General features: G+C 55.3%; 21 protein-coding genes. 19 read left to right on the forward strand and 2 right to left on the reverse strand.

Translation table 11 applies throughout. The annotated features are described in order from the left end of the window. From nuoE to nuoN, 10 genes are all read left to right on the forward strand, one after another. Positions 1–501 carry an NADH-quinone oxidoreductase subunit NuoE gene (gene nuoE / locus OGV71_RS13625; RefSeq protein ID WP_003028069.1) on the forward strand — a complete coding sequence of 167 codons (501 nt, stop codon included), beginning with the start codon at positions 1–3 and terminating at the stop codon, positions 499–501. Then, positions 498–1,835: an NADH-quinone oxidoreductase subunit NuoF gene (gene nuoF, locus OGV71_RS13630; RefSeq protein WP_003839356.1), complete on the forward strand. Its 1,338-nt coding sequence runs from the start codon at positions 498–500 to the stop codon at positions 1,833–1,835. Before nuoE ends, nuoF begins: the two co-directional genes overlap by 4 nt. 80 nt (positions 1,836–1,915) lie before the next feature. Beyond that, on the forward strand, positions 1,916–4,642 hold the full coding sequence (gene nuoG, locus OGV71_RS13635) for an NADH-quinone oxidoreductase subunit NuoG (protein ID WP_003839358.1): 2,727 nt from the start codon (positions 1,916–1,918) through the stop codon (positions 4,640–4,642). Continuing rightward, the gene (gene nuoH / locus OGV71_RS13640; RefSeq protein ID WP_003028063.1) at positions 4,639–5,616 is read left to right on the forward strand and encodes an NADH-quinone oxidoreductase subunit NuoH; all 978 of its coding nucleotides are present in this window, start codon (positions 4,639–4,641) and stop codon (positions 5,614–5,616) included. The genes nuoG and nuoH overlap by 4 nt, the downstream gene beginning before the upstream one ends. A gap of 14 nt (positions 5,617–5,630) precedes the next feature. After that, complete coding sequence (gene nuoI, locus OGV71_RS13645) at positions 5,631–6,173, forward strand: NADH-quinone oxidoreductase subunit NuoI (protein ID WP_003028062.1); 543 nt, start codon at positions 5,631–5,633, stop codon at positions 6,171–6,173. An 11-nt stretch (positions 6,174–6,184) separates the two neighbouring features. Further along, positions 6,185–6,739 carry an NADH-quinone oxidoreductase subunit J gene (nuoJ, locus tag OGV71_RS13650; RefSeq protein WP_003028059.1) on the forward strand — a complete coding sequence of 185 codons (555 nt, stop codon included), beginning with the start codon at positions 6,185–6,187 and terminating at the stop codon, positions 6,737–6,739. Continuing rightward, a complete protein-coding gene (nuoK, locus tag OGV71_RS13655; RefSeq protein ID WP_000612644.1) occupies positions 6,736–7,038 on the forward strand; it encodes an NADH-quinone oxidoreductase subunit NuoK in 303 nt (100 codons plus the stop codon). Before nuoJ ends, nuoK begins: the two co-directional genes overlap by 4 nt. Beyond that, positions 7,035–8,876 carry an NADH-quinone oxidoreductase subunit L gene (gene nuoL / locus OGV71_RS13660; RefSeq protein ID WP_003027695.1) on the forward strand — a complete coding sequence of 614 codons (1,842 nt, stop codon included), beginning with the start codon at positions 7,035–7,037 and terminating at the stop codon, positions 8,874–8,876. Before nuoK ends, nuoL begins: the two co-directional genes overlap by 4 nt. A 183-nt stretch (positions 8,877–9,059) precedes the next feature. Then, a complete protein-coding gene (gene nuoM, locus OGV71_RS13665) occupies positions 9,060–10,589 on the forward strand; it encodes an NADH-quinone oxidoreductase subunit M (protein WP_003027692.1) in 1,530 nt (509 codons plus the stop codon). 6 nt (positions 10,590–10,595) lie between these two features. Continuing rightward, complete coding sequence (gene nuoN, locus OGV71_RS13670) at positions 10,596–12,053, forward strand: NADH-quinone oxidoreductase subunit NuoN (RefSeq protein ID WP_003027689.1); 1,458 nt, start codon at positions 10,596–10,598, stop codon at positions 12,051–12,053. 59 nt (positions 12,054–12,112) lie between these two features. On the opposite strand, the gene OGV71_RS13675 is transcribed toward nuoN, so the two are convergent. Both OGV71_RS13675 and rbn read right to left on the reverse strand, forming a co-directional pair. Continuing rightward, positions 12,113–13,117: a chemotaxis protein gene (locus tag OGV71_RS13675; protein WP_286533522.1), complete on the reverse strand. Its 1,005-nt coding sequence runs from the start codon at positions 13,115–13,117 to the stop codon at positions 12,113–12,115. A gap of 64 nt (positions 13,118–13,181) precedes the next feature. Beyond that, a complete protein-coding gene (gene rbn / locus OGV71_RS13680) occupies positions 13,182–14,099 on the reverse strand; it encodes a ribonuclease BN (protein ID WP_003845091.1) in 918 nt (305 codons plus the stop codon). Positions 14,100–14,166: 67 nt separating this feature from the next. Between rbn and OGV71_RS13685 the strand changes: the two genes are divergently transcribed. The 9 genes from OGV71_RS13685 (at position 14,167) to pmrD (ending at position 22,524) form a co-directional block, all read left to right on the forward strand. Then, positions 14,167–14,628, forward strand: a complete 462-nt coding sequence (locus OGV71_RS13685) for a GNAT family N-acetyltransferase (RefSeq protein WP_204583400.1) — start codon at positions 14,167–14,169, stop codon at positions 14,626–14,628. 63 nt (positions 14,629–14,691) lie between these two features. Continuing rightward, entirely contained in the window at positions 14,692–14,997 is a 306-nt protein-coding gene (elaB, locus tag OGV71_RS13690; protein ID WP_003027683.1) for a stress response protein ElaB, read from the forward strand. A gap of 104 nt (positions 14,998–15,101) precedes the next feature. Next, positions 15,102–16,400 (forward strand): isochorismate synthase MenF, encoded by a 1,299-nt coding sequence (gene menF / locus OGV71_RS13695; RefSeq protein ID WP_286533525.1) that lies wholly within the window; start codon positions 15,102–15,104, stop codon positions 16,398–16,400. An 84-nt stretch (positions 16,401–16,484) separates the two neighbouring features. Then, positions 16,485–18,155 (forward strand): 2-succinyl-5-enolpyruvyl-6-hydroxy-3-cyclohexene-1-carboxylic-acid synthase, encoded by a 1,671-nt coding sequence (gene menD, locus OGV71_RS13700; RefSeq protein WP_204583401.1) that lies wholly within the window; start codon positions 16,485–16,487, stop codon positions 18,153–18,155. Then, complete coding sequence (gene menH, locus OGV71_RS13705; protein WP_204583402.1) at positions 18,152–18,910, forward strand: 2-succinyl-6-hydroxy-2,4-cyclohexadiene-1-carboxylate synthase; 759 nt, start codon at positions 18,152–18,154, stop codon at positions 18,908–18,910. Before menD ends, menH begins: the two co-directional genes overlap by 4 nt. A 14-nt stretch (positions 18,911–18,924) precedes the next feature. Then, the gene (gene menB, locus OGV71_RS13710) at positions 18,925–19,782 is read left to right on the forward strand and encodes a 1,4-dihydroxy-2-naphthoyl-CoA synthase (protein WP_003027671.1); all 858 of its coding nucleotides are present in this window, start codon (positions 18,925–18,927) and stop codon (positions 19,780–19,782) included. Further along, positions 19,782–20,744, forward strand: coding sequence for an o-succinylbenzoate synthase (gene menC / locus OGV71_RS13715; RefSeq protein ID WP_204583403.1), 963 nt, complete (start codon positions 19,782–19,784; stop codon positions 20,742–20,744). The genes menB and menC overlap by 1 nt, the downstream gene beginning before the upstream one ends. Next, a complete protein-coding gene (menE, locus tag OGV71_RS13720; protein ID WP_204583404.1) occupies positions 20,741–22,165 on the forward strand; it encodes an o-succinylbenzoate--CoA ligase in 1,425 nt (474 codons plus the stop codon). The genes menC and menE overlap by 4 nt, the downstream gene beginning before the upstream one ends. A 95-nt stretch (positions 22,166–22,260) precedes the next feature. Next, positions 22,261–22,524, forward strand: coding sequence for a signal transduction protein PmrD (pmrD, locus tag OGV71_RS13725; protein WP_048218323.1), 264 nt, complete (start codon positions 22,261–22,263; stop codon positions 22,522–22,524).

A 22,524-nucleotide genomic window follows, 5' to 3' on the forward strand; every position in this document is an offset into this window, starting at 1 on the left:
ATGCACGAGAATCAACAACCACAAACCGAGGCTTTTGAGCTGAGTGCGGCTGAGCGTGAAGCGATTGAGCACGAGAAGCACCACTACGAAGACCCGCGTGCGGCGTCCATTGAAGCGCTGAAAATCGTTCAGAAACAGCGTGGCTGGGTGCCGGATGGGGCGATCTATGCGATCGCTGATGTGCTGGGTATTCCGGCAAGCGACGTAGAAGGTGTTGCTACGTTTTATAGCCAGATCTTCCGCCAGCCGGTAGGTCGCCACGTGATCCGCTATTGCGACAGCGTGGTGTGCCATATCAACGGCTACCAGGGGATCCAGGCCGCGCTTGAGAAAAAACTCAACATCAAGCCGGGGCAGACGACTTTTGATGGTCGCTTTACGCTGCTGCCGACCTGTTGCCTGGGGAACTGCGACAAAGGGCCAAACATGATGATCGATGAGGATACTCACGCTCATCTGACCCCGGAAGGCATTCCCGAACTGCTGGAGCGGTATAAATGAAAGACATTATCCGTACTCCCGAAACCCATCCGCTGACCTGGCGTCTGCGTGATGACAAACAGCCGGTCTGGCTGGACGAATACCGTAGCAAGAACGGCTACGAAGGTGCGCGTAAGGCCCTGACCGGGCTGTCACCGGACGAAATCGTTAATCAGGTAAAAGACGCTGGCCTGAAAGGGCGCGGCGGCGCGGGCTTTTCCACCGGTCTGAAGTGGAGTCTGATGCCGAAAGACGAATCCATGAACATCCGTTACCTGCTGTGTAACGCCGATGAAATGGAGCCGGGCACCTATAAAGACCGTCTGCTGATGGAACAGCTGCCGCACCTGCTGGTGGAAGGCATGCTGATTTCCGCGTTTGCGCTGAAAGCGTACCGTGGTTACATCTTCCTGCGCGGTGAATATATCGAAGCAGCCGTGCATCTGCGTCGCGCTATCGCCGAAGCGACCGAAGCCGGTCTGCTAGGCAAAAACATTATGGGCACCGGTTTCGACTTCGAACTGTTTGTCCACACTGGGGCAGGGCGTTACATCTGCGGTGAAGAAACCGCGCTGATCAACTCCCTCGAAGGTCGCCGTGCTAACCCACGCTCCAAGCCGCCGTTCCCGGCAAGCTCTGGCGCATGGGGTAAGCCGACCTGCGTAAACAACGTCGAAACCCTGTGTAACGTACCGGCTATCCTCGCGAACGGCGTGGAGTGGTACCAGAACATTTCGAAGAGCAAAGACGCGGGCACCAAGCTGATGGGCTTCTCCGGTCGTGTGAAGAACCCTGGCCTGTGGGAACTACCTTTCGGTACTACCGCGCGTGAGATCCTCGAAGATTACGCGGGCGGCATGCGCGATGGCCTGAAGTTCAAAGCCTGGCAACCTGGCGGCGCGGGGACTGACTTCCTGACCGAAGCACACCTCGATCTGCCGATGGAATTCGAAAGCATTGGTAAAGCAGGTAGCCGTCTGGGCACCGCACTGGCAATGGCTGTCGATCACGAGATTGGCATGGTTCCTCTGGTGCGTAACCTCGAAGAGTTCTTTGCCCGCGAGTCCTGTGGCTGGTGTACGCCGTGCCGTGATGGTCTGCCGTGGAGTGTGAAAATTCTGCGCGCGCTTGAGCGTGGCGAAGGCCAGCCTGGGGATATCGAGACACTTGAGCAACTGTGTCGTTTCCTCGGCCCGGGTAAAACCTTCTGTGCACACGCACCGGGTGCAGTGGAACCGCTGCAGAGCGCCATTAAATATTTCCGCGAAGAATTCGAAGCTGGCATCAAGCAGACCTTCAGCAATACCCACGCTATTGGTGGTATTCAGCCGAACCTGCTGAAAGAGCGCTGGTGATCACAGGGTTAGCCCTGTGTCGCGATAAGAAATTCGATTAACGCTCGGTTACGACCGAGCCAACTGGAAGCATGCTGACTATGGCTACGATTCATGTAGACGGCAAAGAATATGAGGTCAACGGAGCGGACAACCTGCTGGAAGCTTGTCTGTCTCTTGGCCTTGATATTCCGTACTTTTGCTGGCACCCGGCGCTGGGAAGCGTCGGTGCTTGCCGCCAGTGTGCGGTGAAGCAATATCAGAACGCGGAAGACACGCGTGGTCGCCTGGTGATGTCTTGTATGACACCGGCCACCGAAGGCACCTTTATTTCTATTGATGACGAAGAAGCGAAGCAGTTCCGCGAAAGCGTCGTGGAGTGGTTGATGACTAACCACCCGCACGACTGTCCGGTCTGTGAAGAGGGCGGCAACTGCCACCTGCAGGATATGACCGTCATGACCGGTCACAGCTTCCGTCGCTACCGCTTCACGAAGCGTACTCACCGTAACCAGGACCTGGGGCCGTTCATCTCTCACGAAATGAACCGCTGCATCGCCTGCTATCGCTGTGTACGTTACTACAAAGATTACGCCGATGGTGCGGATCTGGGCGTGTATGGCGCACATGACAACGTCTACTTCGGTCGTCCGGAAGACGGTACGCTCGAAAGCGAATTCTCTGGCAACCTGGTTGAAATTTGTCCAACCGGCGTCTTCACCGATAAAACGCACTCCGAGCGTTATAACCGTAAATGGGACATGCAGTTTGCGCCGAGCATCTGCCAGCAGTGTTCCATTGGCTGTAACACCAGCCCGGGCGAGCGCTACGGTGAACTGCGTCGTATCGAAAACCGTTATAACGGTACCGTTAACCACTACTTCCTCTGCGACCGTGGTCGTTTCGGCTATGGTTACGTGAACCTGAAAGACCGTCCGCGTCAGCCGGTACAGCGTCGTGGCGATGACCTGATCACGCTGAACGCCGAGCAGGCGATGCAGGGTGCGGCAGATATTCTGCGTCAGTCGAAGAAAGTGATTGGTATCGGCTCCCCGCGCGCCAGCGTTGAAAGTAACTTCGCGCTGCGTGAACTGGTCGGTGCGGATAACTTCTATACCGGTATCGCTCAGGGCGAACTGGATCGTCTGCAACTGGCGCTGAGCGTACTGCGTGACGGCGGGATTCATACTCCGGCTCTGCGCGAAATCGAATCTTATGATGCGGTTCTGGTGCTGGGCGAAGATGTCACCCAGACCGGCGCACGCGTTGCGCTGGCGGTGCGTCAGGCGGTGAAAGGTAAAGCGCGTGAAATGGCGGCGGCACAGAAAGTGGCTGACTGGCAGATCGCAGCAATCCTTAATATCGGCCAGCGTGCTAAGCATCCGCTATTCGTTACCAACGTCGATAACACCCGTCTGGACGATATCGCCGCTTGGACCTATCGCGCACCGGTTGAAGATCAGGCGCGTTTAGGTTTCGCTATCGCCCACGCGCTGGATAACAACGCGCCGGCGGTTGACGGTATCGACCGTGACCTGCAGAACAAAATTGACGTTATCGTTCAGGCACTAGCCGGGGCGAAGAAACCACTGATTATTTCTGGCACCAACGCCGGTAGCGCCGAAGTGATTCAGGCGGCTGCCAACGTGGCGAAGGCGCTGAAAGGCCGTGGCGCAGACGTCGGCATCACTATGATTGCTCGCTCGGTTAACAGCATGGGCCTCGGCATGATTGGCGGTGGTTCCCTTGACGATGCGCTGACCGAGCTGGAAACAGGCCGCGCTGACGCTGTTGTGGTGCTGGAAAATGACCTGCATCGCCATGCTTCAGCCGCTCGCGTTGATGCCGCGCTGGCGAAAGCGCCGCTGGTACTGGTCGTTGACCATCAGCGTACGGCAATTATGGAAAACGCCCATCTGGTGCTTTCCGCTGCAAGCTTCGCCGAAAGCGATGGTACGGTGATTAACAACGAAGGCCGCGCCCAGCGTTTCTTCCAGGTTTATGACCCATCCTACTACGACAGCAACACCGTAATGCTGGAAAGCTGGCGCTGGCTGCACTCGCTGCACAGCACCGTGCAGAGCCGTGAAGTGGACTGGACGCAGCTCGACCACGTTATCGACGCGGTTGTTGAGAAGTTGCCGCAGCTGGCGGGCATTAAAGATGCCGCGCCGGACGCAAGCTTCCGTATCCGTGGACAGAAGCTGGCGCGTGAACCGCACCGCTACAGTGGGCGTACCGCAATGCGCGCCAACATCAGCGTACACGAACCGCGTCAACCGCAGGACAAAGACACTATGTTCGCTTTCTCTATGGAAGGGAACAACCAGCCGTCTGCACCGCGTTCACAAATTCCGTTTGCCTGGGCTCCGGGCTGGAACTCCCCACAGGCGTGGAACAAGTTCCAGGATGAAGTGGGCGGTAAACTGCGTCATGGCGATCCGGGCGTGCGCCTGATCGAAGCTTCTGCGGATGGTATGGATTACTTCACTACCGTTCCGGCGAGCTTCCAGGCTCAGGATGGTCAGTGGCGTATCGCGCCTTACTATCACCTGTTTGGCAGTGACGAAATGTCCCAGCGTGCGCCGGTCTTCCAGACCCGTATGCCGCAGCCGTACATCAAACTCAACCCGGCTGATGCCGCGAAGTTGGGTGTTAATGCCGGTACGCGCGTTTCTTTCAGCTACGATGGCAACACGGTTACGCTGCCGGTTGAAATCGCTGAAGGATTAACGGCAGGGCAGGTTGGTTTACCGATGGGCATGCCTGGCATCGCGCCGGTTCTGGCAGGTGCGCGTCTTGAGGATCTGCAGGAGGCACAACAATGAGTTGGATTACACCCGATCTGATTGAGATCCTGCTGAGCATTCTCAAAGCTGTGGTGATCCTGCTGGTGGTGGTCACCTGCGGGGCATTCATGAGCTTTGGCGAACGTCGTCTGCTGGGTCTGTTCCAGAACCGTTACGGACCGAACCGTGTTGGCTGGGGCGGTTCGCTCCAGCTGGTTGCGGACATGATCAAGATGTTCTTTAAAGAAGACTGGATCCCGAAATTCTCGGATCGCGTCATCTTTACCCTGGCACCGATGATCGCCTTCACCTCGCTGCTGCTGGCTTTCGCCATCGTGCCAGTGAGTCCGAACTGGGTGGTTGCTGACCTGAACATCGGGATCCTGTTCTTCCTGATGATGGCGGGCCTCGCGGTATACGCGGTGCTGTTCGCCGGCTGGTCCAGTAACAACAAATACTCCCTGCTCGGTGCGATGCGTGCGTCTGCGCAGACCCTGAGCTACGAAGTGTTCCTCGGACTTTCCCTAATGGGCGTGGTGGCGCAGGCCGGTTCATTTAACATGACCGACATCGTCAACAACCAGGCTGATATCTGGAACGTTATTCCGCAGTTCTTTGGTTTTGTCACCTTTGCCATCGCGGGCGTGGCGGTGTGTCACCGTCACCCGTTTGACCAGCCAGAAGCCGAGCAGGAACTGGCCGACGGTTACCACATTGAATATTCCGGTATGAAATTCGGTCTGTTCTTCGTGGGTGAATACATCGGTATCGTCACCATTTCTGCACTGATGGTTACCCTGTTCTTCGGTGGCTGGCATGGCCCGTTCTTACCGCCATTCGTCTGGTTCGCGCTGAAAACCGCGTTCTTCATGATGATGTTCATTTTGATTCGTGCGTCGTTACCACGTCCTCGTTATGACCAGGTAATGTCCTTCGGCTGGAAAGTCTGTCTGCCGCTGACGCTCGTCAACTTGCTGGTAACGGCGGCTGTCATTCTCTGGCAGGCGCAATAAGGGACACAAAGACCATGACCTTAAAAGAATTGTTCGTAGGTTTCGGCACCCAGGTACGCAGTATCTGGATGATCGGCCTGCATGCGTTCGCGAAACGCGAAACGCAGATGTACCCGGAAGAGCCGGTCTATCTACCGCCCCGTTTTCGTGGTCGTATCGTTCTGACTCGTGATCCAGACGGTGAAGAGCGCTGCGTTGCCTGTAACCTGTGCGCGGTAGCGTGTCCGGTAGGCTGTATCTCTTTGCAAAAAGCAGAGACCAAAGATGGCCGCTGGTATCCGGAGTTTTTCCGCATTAACTTCTCACGCTGCATTTTCTGCGGCCTGTGCGAAGAAGCCTGTCCGACAACGGCTATTCAGCTGACTCCAGATTTCGAGCTGGGTGAGTACAAGCGCCAGGACCTGGTTTACGAGAAAGAGGATCTGCTGATCTCCGGTCCGGGCAAATACCCGGAATATAACTTCTACCGGATGGCAGGTATGGCAATCGACGGCAAAGATAAGGGCGAAGCAGAGAACGAAGCTAAGCCTATCGACGTCAAGAGCCTGTTACCGTAAGGAGAGGGGCAATGGAGTTCGCTTTTTATATCTGTGGCCTGATAGCCATTCTCGCAACCTTGCGGGTGATCACCCACACCAATCCGGTACACGCACTGCTGTATCTGATTATTTCGCTGCTGGCGATTTCCGGGGTGTTCTTCTCGTTAGGCGCTTACTTCGCCGGTGCACTGGAAATTATCGTCTACGCGGGCGCTATCATGGTGCTGTTCGTATTCGTGGTAATGATGCTAAACCTCGGTGGTTCTGAAATTGAACAGGAACGCCAGTGGCTGAAACCTCAGGTGTGGATTGGTCCGGCGATTCTGTCGGCCATCATGCTGGTGGTCATTGTTTACGCGATTCTGGGCGTAAACGATCAGGGCATCGACGGGACGCCAATTAGCGCGAAAGCAGTCGGTATTTCCCTGTTCGGACCGTATGTACTGGCGGTCGAACTGGCTTCGATGCTGCTGCTGGCGGGCCTGGTTGTGGCCTTCCACGTGGGGCGCGAAGAGCGTTCAGGTGAAGTGCTGAGCAATCGCACTGATGACCGCGCGAAAAGAAAAACGGAGGAGCACGCATGATCCCCTTACAACATGGACTGATCCTCGCTGCGATTTTATTCGTCCTGGGTTTGACTGGTCTGGTTATCCGCCGCAATCTGCTGTTTATGCTGATCGGGCTGGAAATCATGATTAACGCCTCCGCGCTGGCCTTTGTGGTCGCCGGAAGCTACTGGGGCCAGACCGATGGTCAGGTGATGTACATTCTCGCCATCAGCCTTGCGGCTGCGGAAGCGAGCATTGGACTTGCGCTGTTGCTGCAACTTCATCGCCGTCGCCAGAACCTGAACATCGATTCAGTAAGTGAGATGCGTGGATGAACATGCTTGCCTTAACCATTATTCTGCCATTTATTGGCTTTGTATTACTGGCGTTTTCCCGTGGTCGTTGGTCAGAAAATCTGTCCGCTACCGTGGGTGTCGGGTCGATCGGTCTGGCCGCTCTGGTGACTGCGTTTGTTGGCGTTGATTTCTTTGCCAATGGCCAGCAGGCTTACAGCCAGCCGCTGTGGACCTGGATGTCAGTCGGCGACTTCAACATCGGTTTTAACCTGGTGCTGGATGGCCTGTCGCTGACCATGCTCTCCGTGGTGACCGGCGTTGGTTTCCTGATCCACATGTTCGCCTCCTGGTATATGCGCGGAGAAGAGGGCTATTCTCGTTTCTTCGCCTACACCAACCTGTTTATCGCCAGCATGGTGGTTCTGGTGCTGGCGGATAACCTGCTGCTGATGTACCTCGGCTGGGAAGGCGTGGGCCTGTGCTCCTATCTGCTGATTGGTTTCTACTATACCGATCCGAAGAATGGCGCTGCGGCAATGAAAGCCTTCGTGGTAACCCGTGTTGGTGACGTATTCCTGGCGTTCGCGCTGTTCATCCTCTACAACGAGCTGGGCACGCTGAACTTCCGCGAAATGGTGGAACTGGCGCCTGCGCACTTTGCAGATGGTAACAACATGCTGATGTGGGCAACCCTGATGCTGCTGGGCGGTGCGGTCGGTAAATCTGCGCAGTTGCCGTTGCAAACATGGCTTGCTGATGCGATGGCCGGCCCGACGCCTGTCTCTGCGCTTATCCACGCTGCGACGATGGTTACTGCCGGTGTCTACCTGATTGCACGTACGCACGGCCTGTTCCTGATGACCCCAGAAATCCTGCACCTGGTGGGGATTATCGGTGCCATCACTCTGGTGCTGGCGGGTTTTGCTGCGCTGGTACAGACCGACATCAAACGCGTTCTTGCGTACTCCACCATGAGCCAGATTGGTTATATGTTCCTGGCTCTCGGTGTACAGGCGTGGGATGCGGCGATTTTCCACCTGATGACGCACGCCTTCTTTAAAGCGCTGCTGTTCCTGGCATCCGGCTCGGTTATCCTGGCTTGCCACCACGAACAGAACATCTTCAAGATGGGCGGACTGCGTAAGTCAATTCCGCTGGTGTATCTCTGCTTCCTGATCGGTGGCGCGGCGCTGTCGGCTCTGCCGCTGATTACCGCTGGCTTCTTCAGTAAGGATGAGATTCTGGCCGGTGCAATGGCGAATGGTCATATTAATCTGATGGTCGCAGGTCTGGTCGGTGCGTTCATGACCTCTCTGTATACCTTCCGTATGATTTTCATCGTGTTCCACGGTAAAGAACAAATTCACGCTCATGCAGGGAAGGGGATTACCCATCATCTGCCGCTGATTGTGCTGATGATCCTGTCCACCTTCGTTGGCGCGCTGATTGTGCCGCCGCTGCAGGGTGTACTGCCTGCGACGACCGAGCTTGAGCATGGTCGCGTCATGACGCTGGAAATTACCTCCGGTATCGTAGCGATTGCGGGCATCCTGATCGCAGCATGGCTGTGGCTGGGTAAACGCCAGCTTGTGACATCGATTGCCAACAGTGCGCCGGGCCGCCTGCTGGGTACCTGGTGGTATAACGCCTGGGGCTTCGACTGGCTGTATGACAAAGTGTTCGTCAAGCCGTTCCTGGGTGTTGCCTGGTTGCTGAAACGCGATCCGCTCAACTCAATGATGAACATTCCGGCGATCCTTTCCCGCTTTGCAGGTAAAGGCCTGTTGTTGAGCGAGAACGGTTATCTGCGCTGGTATGTCGCATCAATGAGCATCGGCGCCGTCGTTGTGCTGGCACTGTTGATGGTACTGCGTTGAGTTTGAGGATTGTGGGATTGATGTCGGATGGCGCTCGCGCTTATCCGACCTACGGGAATCTGTAGGCCCGGTAAGCGTTCGCGCCACCGGGCAAAAAAAGCCGCAATCCGAAGTGAATTTTCTGTTTGAGAATTCGTTGAAAATCAGGTCCTGATGGGACTTTAACAAGGAATAAAGATCGCCATGTTACTACCCTGGCTAATATTAATTCCCTTTATCGGTGGCTTCCTGTGCTGGCAGACCGAACGCTTTGGCGTGAAGGTGCCGCGCTGGATCGCGCTGATTACCATGGGATTGACGCTGGCGCTTGGCCTGCAACTGTGGTTGCAGGGCGGCTATTCACTGACGCAATCCGCTGGCATTCCGCAGTGGCAGTCTGAGTTTGTCCTGCCGTGGATCCCACGTTTTGGCATCTCTATTCATCTGGCTATCGATGGTCTGTCGCTGCTGATGGTAGTGCTGACCGGTCTGCTCGGTGTTCTGGCGGTACTTTGCTCCTGGAATGAAATCGAAAAATACCAGGGCTTCTTCCATCTGAACCTGATGTGGATCTTAGGCGGCGTGATCGGCGTGTTCCTTGCCATCGACATGTTCCTGTTCTTCTTCTTCTGGGAAATGATGCTGGTGCCGATGTACTTCCTGATCGCGTTGTGGGGGCATAAAGCCTCTGACGGTAAAACGCGTATCACGGCGGCGACCAAGTTCTTCATTTATACCCAGGCGAGTGGTCTGGTGATGTTGATTGCCATCCTGGCGCTGGTGTTTGTGCACTATAAAGCGACCGGTGTGTGGACCTTCAACTATGAAGAGTTGCTGAATACCCCGATGTCCCACGGTGTGGAATATCTGCTGATGCTGGGCTTCTTCATCGCCTTCGCGGTGAAAATGCCGGTGGTTCCGCTGCACGGCTGGTTGCCGGATGCGCACTCCCAGGCGCCGACCGCAGGTTCTGTTGACCTGGCGGGGATCTTGCTGAAAACCGCGGCTTACGGTCTACTGCGCTTCTCTCTGCCGCTGTTCCCGAACGCGTCGGCGGAGTTTGCACCTATCGCAATGTGGCTGGGTGTTATCGGTATCTTCTACGGCGCGTGGATGGCCTTTAATCAGTACGATATCAAACGCCTGATTGCTTACACCTCCGTATCGCACATGGGCTTCGTACTGATTGCTATCTACACCGGCAGCCAGCTGGCTTACCAGGGTGCGGTTATTCAGATGATCGCGCACGGTCTGTCCGCAGCCGGTCTGTTCATTCTGTGTGGTCAGCTGTACGAACGTCTGCACACGCGTGATATGCGTATGATGGGCGGCCTGTGGGGCAAAATGAAATGGTTGCCTGCGCTGTCAATGTTCTTCGCCGTGTGTACGCTGGGTATGCCGGGTACAGGTAACTTCGTTGGCGAATTCATGATCCTGTTCGGCAGCTACCAGGTGGTTCCGGTCATTACCGTGATCTCGACCTTTGGTCTGGTGTTTGCCTCTGTTTACTCGCTGGCGATGTTGCATCGCGCTTACTTCGGTAAAGCGAAGAGCCAGATTGCCAGTGTTGAACTGCCAGGGATGTCGCTGCGTGAGCTGTTTATCATCCTGTTGCTGGTCGTGCTTCTGGTACTGCTTGGCTTCTATCCGCAGCCGATTCTGGATACCTCGCATTCTGCGATGAGCAACATCCAGCAGTGGTTTGTTAATTCCGTTACTACTACAAGGCCGTAAATCGCCATGACAATAACTCCACAACACCTGATTGCGCTGCTACCGCTGCTGATCGTCGGCTTGACGGTGGTGGTTGTGATGCTCTCCATTGCGTGGCGACGCAATCACTTCCTCAATGCCACGTTATCGGTCATTGGGCTTAACGCCGCGCTGGTTTCGCTCTGGTTTGTTGGCCAGGCGGGCGCCATGGACGTCACCCCGCTGATGCGGGTTGACGGTTTCGCCATGCTCTACACCGGACTGGTGCTGCTGGCGAGTCTTGCCACCTGTACCTTCGCTTACCCGTGGCTGGAAGGCTACGATGACAACCGGGAAGAGTTCTACCTGTTGGTGCTGATTGCCGCACTCGGCGGTATTCTGCTGGCTAATGCTAACCATCTGGCGGCGCTGTTCCTTGGTATTGAGCTGATCTCTCTGCCGCTGTTTGGTCTGGTTGGCTATGCGTTCCGTCAGAAACGTTCGCTGGAAGCCAGTATCAAATACACCATTCTGTCTGCCGCAGCGTCTTCCTTCCTGCTGTTCGGTATGGCGCTGGTGTACGCGCAGTCTGGCAATCTGTCGTTTGTTGCGCTCGGTAAGAGCCTCGGCGACGGCATGCTGCACGAACCGCTGCTGCTGGCGGGCTTCGGTCTGATGATTGTTGGCCTCGGCTTTAAACTTTCGCTGGTTCCGTTCCACCTGTGGACGCCAGACGTTTACCAGGGCGCTCCGGCTCCGGTTTCCACCTTCCTGGCGACGGCGAGCAAAATCGCTATCTTCGGCGTGGTGATGCGTCTGTTCCTGTACGCACCGGTAGGGGATAGCGAAGCGGTACGTATTGTACTGGGCGTGATTGCCTTTGCTTCCATCATCTTCGGTAACTTGATGGCGCTGAGCCAGACCAATATTAAACGTCTGCTCGGTTACTCTTCTATCTCTCATCTCGGCTACCTGCTGGTGGCGCTGATTGCTCTGCAGAGCGGCGAGATGTCGATGGAAGCGGTTGGCGTTTACCTGGCCGGTTACCTGTTCAGCAGCCTCGGCGCGTTCGGTGTGGTCAGCCTGATGTCCAGCCCGTACCGCGGCCCGGATGCGGACTCTCTGTTCTCCTACCGTGGTTTGTTCTGGCATCGTCCGATCCTCGCGGCAGTGATGACGGTAATGATGCTGTCTCTGGCCGGTATCCCGATGACGCTGGGCTTTATCGGTAAGTTCTACGTACTGGCTGTCGGTGTGCAGGCTAACCTGTGGTGGCTGGTTGCCGCTGTGGTGGTCGGTTCGGCGATTGGTTTGTACTACTACCTGCGTGTTGCCGTGAGCCTGTACCTGAGCGCACCGCAACAGCTGAACCGCGATGCGCCATCCAACTGGCAGTACAGCGCGGGCGGTATCGTGGTGCTGATTTCTGCCCTGCTGGTACTGGTGCTGGGTATTTACCCGCAACCGCTGATCAGCATTGTGCAGTTAGCGACTCCGCTGATGTAAGGCTACATGCAGTAACGAAAAAACCCGCCTCGGCGGGTTTTTTTATGCGTGAAATACGGTCAGTTCAATAGCTGACGGCTCACCAGCGGACCGCTGATGCCTTTTGCTGTGCGATCCATCACTTCCTGGATCACTGAAGAAAGCTCATTGACTTCGAATTTGGCCACGTAGCCATCCGCTTTTACTCGGCGAACATGATCTTCGTTCGCACTACCGGAAAGCGAAGAGTGGATAACGACCGGGATCTTCTTCAGGCGTTCGTCGGTTTTTATTTTGCGGGTAAGCGTAAAACCGTCCATCTCCGGCATTTCGAGATCGGTGAGTACCAGGGCGATCTTCTCGCTAATAGGCTTGCCCTCCGCCAGTGCTTCTGCGGAAAGCTGCTGTATTTTTTCCCACGCATCCTGGCCCGTTACAGGCATCAGATGCGGGATTTCCATGGCGTTAAGCCCTTTTTCCAGCATTGCGCGGGCCACTTTTGAATCATCTGCCACAATCGCCACCGCACCCGGCGTGATGTTGAATTTATTGGTTTTCAGATCGGTTGCGCGCAGGTCGTGGTTCGCCGGTACGATGTCGTACAAGATCTGCTCAACGTCGAGCACCAGCGCCAGGTTGTTGGTCTCTTTGTTGTCGTCCAGGCAAGCGATACTGGTGATATAGCGACCATTGACGGCTTTCTCGGCGGTATGCACCTGTTGCCAGTCCAGGCGCATAATGTTTTCCACTGACTCCACCGCAAACGCCTGGACGCTGCGGGCATATTCTGTGATCAACAGGATGTTGAGTCCGGTCTCTGGTTTACAGCCCGCGACGGCGGGCAGGTCAATCACCGGGATCACCTGATCGCGAATATTAACCATACCCAGCAGCGGGGCCTTCATACCAGCCGGACGTGTAAAGGTCGGCATCGGCACGATTTCACGCAGCTTGAATACGTTGATGCCAAATAGCTCTGATTTCTGCTCCTCAACAGATTTGCCGAGGCGAAATAGCAGCAGTTCAAAACGGTTAGACAGGGTTAGGTTTGTCCTGTCATCAATATCTTTCTGGAAATTGTTCATCCTGTCCTCAGTGTGAAAGCCAGCCTTTCCACTGTTATCGGCACTGAGGCGGAAAAATAAAGCGTTAAACGCTGAAAATGGCGAAATCGTGAGCCAGTTCCGTGTCTGGAAAAATCGCTTTGCACTCTTCAAGCAAACGCTGACAGCCTTTTTCATCATAGCGTGAGCTAACGTGGGTCATGATCAGGCGTCCCACTCCGGCATCCAGCGCCAGCTGTGCGGCTTGTCGGGTTGAGCTGTGCCCGCGACTGTTCGCTTTCTCCTCCATTGAGGCATCCAGCGTGGTTTCGTGTACCATGACATCTACACCTCGAGCCAGTTCAATGGCGGACGCGCAGGGTCCTGTGTCACCGAAAATAGCGACTGATTTTCCCCTGGTGGCCGGGGCGAGGAAGTCGGCGCCGTGGATCGTACGTCCATCCTCCAGCACGATAGTTTTCCCGGCTTTCAAATCCTGAAACCACGGGCCCGCTTTAACACCTGCCGCCTTCAGGGCGCTAGCGTCAAGCGCACCGGGTTTGTCATGCTCTTGAATGCGAAAACCGTAGCACTCCAGCGGATGCGCCAGCGGGTACGCCGTGACTTTACGCAGGCCGTCATCGACAATCTCACCTGCGGTGATTTCCACAATTTCCATCGGATAATCGGTCCAGGAGCCGCTCAGACGTAATGCGGTTTCGGTAAACTCTCGCAACCCTTTTGGCCCGTAAAGCGTCAGAGGCTGGACATTGCCGGCCATTGAGCGACTGCACAGTAGTCCCGGTAAACCAAACAGGTGATCGCCGTGCAGATGGCTGATAAAAATACGATCGAGTTTTCCTGGATTGAAAGGGGTGGTGAGCATTTGATGCTGCGTCCCTTCACCACAATCAAAAAGCCACAGCCCCGCCTGAGTCGGGTGTTGCAGATTCAGTAAAATTGCCGTTACATTGCGTGAGCGAGTGGGGACTCCCGCTGACGTGCCTAAAAATAGTAATTCCATCTTCGCGTTACACTTTTCGCCATCAATAAGGCAGGGTGTTCAGGTTATCACAACATAGGGGCAGACAATGATTCACTGGCAAGATCTCCACCATGCAAAGCTGAGTACCCAACAACTGTACGCACTACTTCAGTTGCGATGCGCGGTGTTTGTAGTTGAACAACAGTGTCCGTACCAGGATGTGGATGGCGATGACCTGGTTGGAGAGAATCGCCATATTCTGGGCTGGCATAACGATGAGCTGGTGGCGTATGCGAGGATTCTGAAAAGCGATGACGAGCTGGAGCCGGTGGTGATTGGTCGGGTAATTGTAAACGAAGCGCTGCGCGGTGAAAAACTGGGGCAACAGCTGATGGCCCAGACGCTGGCATCCTGCGCGCAACACTGGCCACACAAGGCGTTATATCTGGGCGCGCAGGCGCATCTGCAATCGTTCTATGCGCGCTTTGGCTTTGTTCCGGTAACGGATATCTATGACGAAGACGGTATTCCACACGTTGGAATGGCGCGGGAAGCACATCAGGCGTAAACAGGCACAAATAGTCCAGGTTGTCTATAGTTAGCGGGTACGTCAATTGAAAGGGAGAATATAATGTCTTTTCATTCTTATGAATCACGTATCGATGATGATCTGGAATTATTAAGTGAAACGCTGGAAGAGGTGCTGCGTTCTTCTGGCGACCCAGCAGATCAAAAATACCTTGAGTTAAAAGCGCGGGCAGAACGGGCGTTAGAAGAGGTGAGAAATCGCGTCAGCCATGCTTCTGACAGCTACTATTACCGTGCGAAAAAAGCTGTTTGTCGGGCGGATGATTATGTGCACGAAAAACCCTGGCGCGGGATTGGCGTTGGCGCCACAGTCGGTTTAGTGATGGGATTATTGTTAGCACGGCGATAAATTCCGTTCTGTCATCGCATTTGTACGTACTCCCTAACTGGGGGTACTGCTTTTTCTGCTCAGTACCCCGTATAATGTGAGGTTTTTAACAGGGAGAGGTCCGCGTGCATTCAATCACTACTGCGCTGGAAAGTCTGATGCGTCATTTATCGCAAGAGATGCCAGCAGCACCTGGAATTCGTATTTACGATATACCTTTCCCACTGAATGATGCGTTTGACGCTTTAGGATGGCTGGCCAGTCAACCCGTCTGGCCCCAGTTTTACTGGCAGCAGCGTAACGGCGACGAAGAGGCCGCCGTACTGGGAGCCGTCGCCGCATTTTCCTCACTGGAATCAGCTCAGCAGTTTTTACGTCAGCATGATAACCATCCCGACCTGCGCATCTGGGGCCTGAATGCCTTTGAGCCACAGCGTGGCAATTTGCTGCTGCCGCGGCTGGAGTGGCGACGTTGCGCCGGAGTGGCGAGCTTACGCTTACATCTCTATAGCGACGTGTCGCTACGTGAAGACGCTGCACATGCGATTGCCTTTATCTCATCGCTTGCTCCTGTAAAACCGCTTCCTGCATTGCGCTTGAATTTGACGGGAGAACAGAACTGGCCGGATAAAGCTGGCTGGACAAATCTGATAAAACTCGCCACGCAAACAATCGCAGGAGAAGACCTCGATAAGGTTGTGCTGGCACGGGCGACCGACTTACAGTTTTCTCAGTCGGTTAATGCCGCGGCCGTGATGGCTTCCAGCCGTCGCTTAAACCTGAACTGCTACCATTTCTTTATGGCCTTTTCGGCAGAGTGTGCATTTCTTGGATCGTCGCCAGAACGCCTGTGGCGTCGACGTGATACGGCGTTACGCACCGAGGCGCTGGCCGGAACCGTGGCCAATCATCCAGAGGATCATCGGGCCTGGCAGTTGGGTGAATGGCTAATGAAAGATGATAAAAACCAGCGTGAGAATATGCTGGTGGTTGAAGATATTTGCCAGCGCCTGCAAGGCTGTACGCAAACTCTCGACGTGCTGCCGCCACAGGTGCTCAGGCTGCGTAAAGTGCAGCACCTGCGCCGTTGCATCTGGACGGAACTGAATCAGGCCGACGATACGCTTTGCCTGATGCAACTCCAGCCCACGGCGGCTGTCGCCGGTATTCCGCGAGAGCTGGCGCGTGAATTCATCCAACAAAATGAACCCTTTGAACGTGAGTGGTATGCCGGTTCTGCGGGTTATCTTTCACGGCGCCAAAGTGAGTTTTGCGTGTCACTACGTTCGGCGAAAATTAGCGCAAACGTGGTGCGCCTGTATGCCGGGGCAGGGATCGTACGTGGTTCAGATCCTGAGCAGGAATGGCAAGAAATAGACAACAAAGCGGCGGGTTTACGTACTTTATTACAGATGGAAGCCTAATGAGTCACACATTACCGACTCATATCAAAAATCCATTTATTCGATTCTTTATACTGTGTCGCAATATTGATACCGGACAATCTCATGTCAGTAAGCGCATTTAACCGACGCTGGGCGGCGGTCATTCTGGAAGCACTCACTCGCCACGGCGTCAGGCATGTCTGCATTGCCCCTGGCTCTCGTTCTACACCGTTGACGCTGGCGGCAGCGGAAAACCCCGCATTCATCCACCACACCCATTTTGACGAGCGTGGTCTTGGTCATCTGGCCTTAGGTCTGGCAAAAGTTAGCCGTCAGCCTGTCGCAGTGATTGTGACGTCCGGTACCGCGGTGGCGAATTTATATCCCGCGTTGATTGAAGCGGGCCTGACCGGTGAAAAACTAATTTTACTTACGGCAGACCGACCGCCAGAGCTTATCGACTGTGGCGCGAACCAGGCGATTCGTCAGGCCGGAATGTTTGCCTCGCATCCATCGCAAACGCTCTCTTTACCGCGTCCGACTCAGGACATTCCGGCAAGCTGGCTGGTGTCCACTATTGATAATGCGTTAGCAACCCTGCATAGCGGGGCGGTTCATATCAATTGCCCGTTTGCGGAACCGCTGTATGGCGATATGGACGAAACGGGGATTGCCTGGCAGCAGCGCCTCGGCGACTGGTGGCAGGACGATAAACCCTGGCTGCGAGAAGCGCGTCGGCTGGAAAGCGACAAACAGCGCGACTGGTTTTTCTGGCGACAAAAACGCGGCGTAGTCATTGCGGGCCGCATGAGCGCTGAAGAAGGTAAGAAAGTTGCGCAGTGGGCGCAGACGTTAGGCTGGCCGCTGATTGGTGATGTTCTGTCGCAAACCGGACAACCGCTGCCGTGCGCCGACCTGTGGCTGGGAAATGCGAAAGCGGTAGCTGAGTTACAGCAGGCGCAGATTGTGGTGCAGCTTGGCAGCAGCCTGACCGGAAAACGACTCCTGCAATGGCAGGTCAGTTGCGATCCGCAGGAATACTGGATTGTCGATAATATCGAAGGCCGCCTCGATCCGGCTCACCATCGTGGCCGCAGGCTGGTGGCGAAAGTTGGCGACTGGCTGGAGCTGCATCCGGCGGAGAAACGTCAGCCCTGGTACGTGGAAATCCCTCGTCTGGCGCAACTGGCCTGGCAGGCGGTAGAAGCCCGTCGTGAGGCGTTTGGTGAAGCGCAATTAGCCCACCGTATTCGCGAATACTTGCCGGAGCAGGGGCAGCTGTTCGTGGGTAACAGTCTGGTGGTACGCCTGATTGATGCGCTGTCGCAGCTTCCGGCTGGTTACCCGGTCTATAGCAACCGTGGCGCGAGCGGTATTGACGGCCTGCTGTCAACGGCAGCAGGTGTACAGCGTGCCAGCGCGAAATCGACGCTGGCGATTGTTGGCGATTTATCTGCATTGTATGACCTGAATGCGCTGGCGTTATTGCGCCAGGTTTCTGCACCGTTTGTCCTGATAGTGGTCAACAATAACGGCGGACAGATTTTTTCTCTGCTGCCGACGCCAGCCAGCGAACGCGAACGGTTCTATCTGATGCCGCAGAACGTACATTTCGAGCATGCTGCCGCCATGTTTAACCTTAAATACCAGCGCCCGGAAAACTGGGAGCAGCTGGAGAGCGCGTTGACTAACGCCTGGCGTACTCCTGCGGCCACGGTGATTGAGCTGGTGGTGAATGAAACTGACGGGGCGCAAACCTTGCAGCAACTGCTGGCGCAGGTAAGTCATCTATGATCCTGTATGCGCAGGCGAAAGAGGGCCAGACGGGATTTCCCTGGCTGGTTTTCCTGCACGGTTTCTCTGGCGATTGTCGGGAATGGCAGACGGTCGGCGAAGCGTTTCAGGATTATTCGCGGCTATACATCGATCTGCCGGGACACGGTGGCTCCGCTGACATCAGCGTGAGCGGATTCGATGACGTAAACGTTTTGCTGCGTAATACTCTACTTAGTTACAACATACACAACTACTGGCTGGTGGGATACTCTCTTGGTGGCAGAGTCGCGATGATGGCGGCCTGTCAGGAGATGCCTGGGCTTTGTGGTCTGGTGGTTGAAGGTGGACATCCAGGCTTGCAAGGCGAAGAGGCGCGCGTTCAGCGTCGTCTCTCGGATGGCCGCTGGGCTGCGCGTTTTCGCGCAGAGCCGCTACGTGAGGTGTTTAATGACTGGTATCAACAGCCCGTTTTTTCCTCGCTGAACACGGTACAAAGAGAGGCGCTGGTCGCTCTGCGTAGCCAGAATAATGGGCAAACGCTGGCGGCAATGCTGGAGGCCACCTCGCTTGCCGTACAACCTGATTTACGTGCGCAACTCACGACGTGCACATTTCCGTTTTATTATTTATGTGGTGAACGTGATGATAAATTCCGCACTCTGGCGGCGGAAATATCAGTACCAAACCATGTGATTCGTAATGCCGGACACAACGCGCATCGGGACAACCCCGCGGGTGTAGTGGACTGTCTGGCTCAGATTCTGCGTCGCTGACTATAGGACATTTTATGATCTATCCTGATGAAACAATGCTTTACGCACCGGTAGAATGGCACGATTGCTCTGAAGGCTATACCGACATTCTTTACGAGAAATCCACCGACGGTATCGCAAAAATCACCATTAATCGTCCGCAGGTACGCAATGCCTTCCGTCCGGTCACTGTGAAAGAGATGATCCAGGCGCTGGCGGATGCTCGCTATGATGACAACATCGGCGTAATTATTCTGACCGGTGCTGGCGACAAAGCGTTCTGCGCAGGCGGCGATCAGAAGGTACGTGGCGACTACGGCGGATACCAGGATGACTCCGGTGTGCATCACCTGAACGTGCTGGACTTCCAGCGTCAGATTCGTACCTGTCCGAAACCGGTCGTGGCGATGGTTGCAGGTTTCTCCATTGGCGGCGGTCATGTGCTGCACATGATGTGTGACCTGACCATTGCGGCTGAAAACGCCATCTTCGGTCAGACCGGTCCGAAAGTCGGTTCCTTCGACGGCGGTTGGGGCGCTTCCTATATGGCGCGCATCGTCGGTCAGAAAAAAGCGCGTGAAATCTGGTTCCTGTGCCGTCAGTACGATGCGAAACAGGCGCTGGATATGGGGCTGGTCAACACCGTGGTTCCGCTGGCGGATCTGGAAAAAGAGACAGTACGCTGGTGTCGCGAAATGCTGCAAAACAGCCCAATGGCGCTGCGCTGCCTGAAAGCTGCACTGAACGCCGACTGTGATGGTCAGGCAGGTCTGCAGGAGCTGGCAGGTAACGCCACTATGCTGTTCTACATGACGGAAGAAGGTCAGGAAGGCCGTAACGCCTTTAACCAGAAACGTCAGCCTGATTTCAGCAAATTCAAACGGAATCCGTAATGCGTAGCGCGCAGGTATACCGCTGGCAGATCCCCATGGACGCGGGGGTGATTCTGCGCGACAGGCGGTTAAAAACGCGTGACGGGTTATACGTATTTCTTCGTGACGGTGAGCGTGAAGGGTGGGGAGAAATCTCCCCGCTGCCGGGCTTCAGTCAGGAAAGCTGGGAAGAAGCGCAAACCGAGTTGCTGGCCTGGGTGAAAGGCTGGCTGCAAGGGGATGCCTCCTTAGCGCAACTGCCTTCGGTCGCCTTTGGCGTAAGCTGTGCGCTGGCCGAACTGGCTGGCGTATTGCCACAGGACGCAGACTATCGTGCTGCACCGCTGTGTACGGGCGATCCTGACGATCTGGTACTGCAACTGGCGGACATGCCGGGCGAAAAAGTGGCGAAGATTAAGGTCGGTCTGTATGAAGCAGTTCGCGACGGCATGGTAGCCAATCTGTTACTTGAGGCGATCCCGGAGCTGCATTTGCGACTTGACGCCAACCGGGCCTGGACGCCGTTGAAAGCTCAGCAGTTCGCGAAATACGTTAATCCGGAGTACCGCGGACGCATTGCCTTCCTCGAAGAACCGTGCAAAACCCGTGATGATTCTCGTGCCTTCGCGCGTGAAACCGGCATTGCCATCGCCTGGGATGAAAGTCTGCGTGAAGCGGATTTCACCTTCGAAGCCGAAGAGGGCATCAAGGCTGTGGTTATCAAACCTACGCTGACCGGTAGTCTCGATAAAGTCCGTGAACAGGTAGCAGCGGCGCATGCGCTTGGTCTTACTGCCGTTATCAGTTCGTCAATCGAGTCGAGTCTGGGCTTAACCCAGCTGGCGCGAATTGCTGCCTGGTTGACGCCGCAAACCATCCCGGGTCTCGATACCCTGAGCCTGATGCAGTGCCAGCAGGTACGCACCTGGCCGGGTAGCGCGTTGCCGTGTATCGACGTTGATGCGCTGGAACGTCTGCTATGATCCAGCAGGAAATGCCCGATAGCGTGAGCTTATCGGGCCTGATACAACCCAGTGACTGGCCGTGGCGTCACTGGCGACAGGTTCGTGCGAAGGCGCCAGCCTTACGCCTCAACGATGAGGTATTAAGCTGGAGCGAGCTCTGCGCGCGCATCGACCATCTGGCCTGCGGTTTTGCCGCTCAGGGCGTGGAAGAAGGCGATGGCGTCCTGCTTCGCGCCTGGAATCATCCGCGCGCTTTGCTGGCCTGGCTGGCACTGCTGCAGTGTGGGGCGCGGGTTTTACCTGTGAACCCACAGTTGCCTCAGTCGCTGCTTGATGCGTTGGTCCCGGACTTAACGCTACGTTTTGCGCTGGACCTGGAGGCTGCTATCGCACTCCCGGAACTCAGTCCGTTACAGATGCAGTCGTTGCCAGGCGATCACGCCACCGCATGGTTGCCCGAGCGTTTGAGCACGATGACGTTAACCTCAGGTTCTACCGGATTACCAAAGGCGGCGGTGCATACCTGTCAGGCGCATCTGGCAAGCGCGCAGGGCGTACTGTCATTAATGTCGTTTGGTGCTGAGGATGACTGGCTGCTCTCATTGCCGCTGTTTCATGTTTCCGGGCAGGGCATTTTGTGGCGATGGTTGTTCGCCGGGGCGCGAATGACCGTGCGCGACAAACAGCCGCTGGATCAAATGCTGGCTGGATGCACTCACGCTTCACTGGTGCCCACGCAACTGTGGCGCTTACTTGTTAATAACACACCAGTCACGCTAAAAGCGGTGCTGCTGGGCGGTGCGGCAATTCCTGTTGAGTTGACGGAACAGGCGCGTGAACAGGGGATTCGTTGCTGGTGCGGTTACGGATTGACGGAGTTTGCTTCTACGGTTTGTGCGAAAGAAGCAGATGGCCTGGCGGATGTGGGCTCTGCTTTACCAGGGCGGGAAGTCAGGATCGTTAATGACGAAGTTTGGCTACGAGCCGCCAGCATGGCGCAAGGTTATTGGCGTAACGGACAGCTTATGCCTTTAGCGAACGCGGAAGGCTGGTTTGCAACCCGCGATCGCGGCGTGTTGAAGGACGGCAAGTTAACCATTGTCGGTCGTATGGACAATCTGTTCTTTAGCGGCGGGGAAGGCATACAGCCGGAAGAGGTGGAACGCGTGATTGCCGCACATCCACATGTTCTGCAGGCCTTTATTGTGCCGATAGAAGACAAAGAATTTGGCCATCGCCCGGTGGCGGTCGTTGAGTATGACGCTAATGCTGGAGAAACTAATCTGGCAGAGTGGGTAAAAGATAAGCTGGCCCGCTTTCAGCAACCGGTATGTTGGTTGACATTGCCACCCGAGCTTAAAGCCGGAGGGATTAAAATCTCGCGTCGTGCGTTGTCGGATTGGGTAAGTGCTTCATCATTAACATTAAGAAAGCATTAATTACATTTTTCATTTTTGTCATTCCGCAGCTATTGTCCTTTTGTTTATCTGCTAAAGTGTAACCTGGTGTGAAATTTATTAACAAAAGGTGCGCTATGGAATGGCATGTGAAGAAGTCTTGCTGTCACAAGAAAGCAGGGAGGCTCTATATCGTACTTTGCGATAGTGGTGGTTCGCTTAAGATGCTCGCTGAGGCGCAATCTTTCGAGCGGGTTAAACCTGGCGATCTTCTTTCACCGCTGAAAGATGCGCAGTACTGTGTTAATCGCGATGCATCCCGCGTGATTAAAATAATCGATGCCAGACAGTACATATGTGACGAATGGGAGCGCCTGTTACGACTGTCGGCAGATAAATGA

This window comes from Citrobacter sp. Cf088, assembly GCF_030334295.1.
Classification (GTDB): Bacteria; Pseudomonadota; Gammaproteobacteria; order Enterobacterales; family Enterobacteriaceae; genus Citrobacter; species Citrobacter freundii.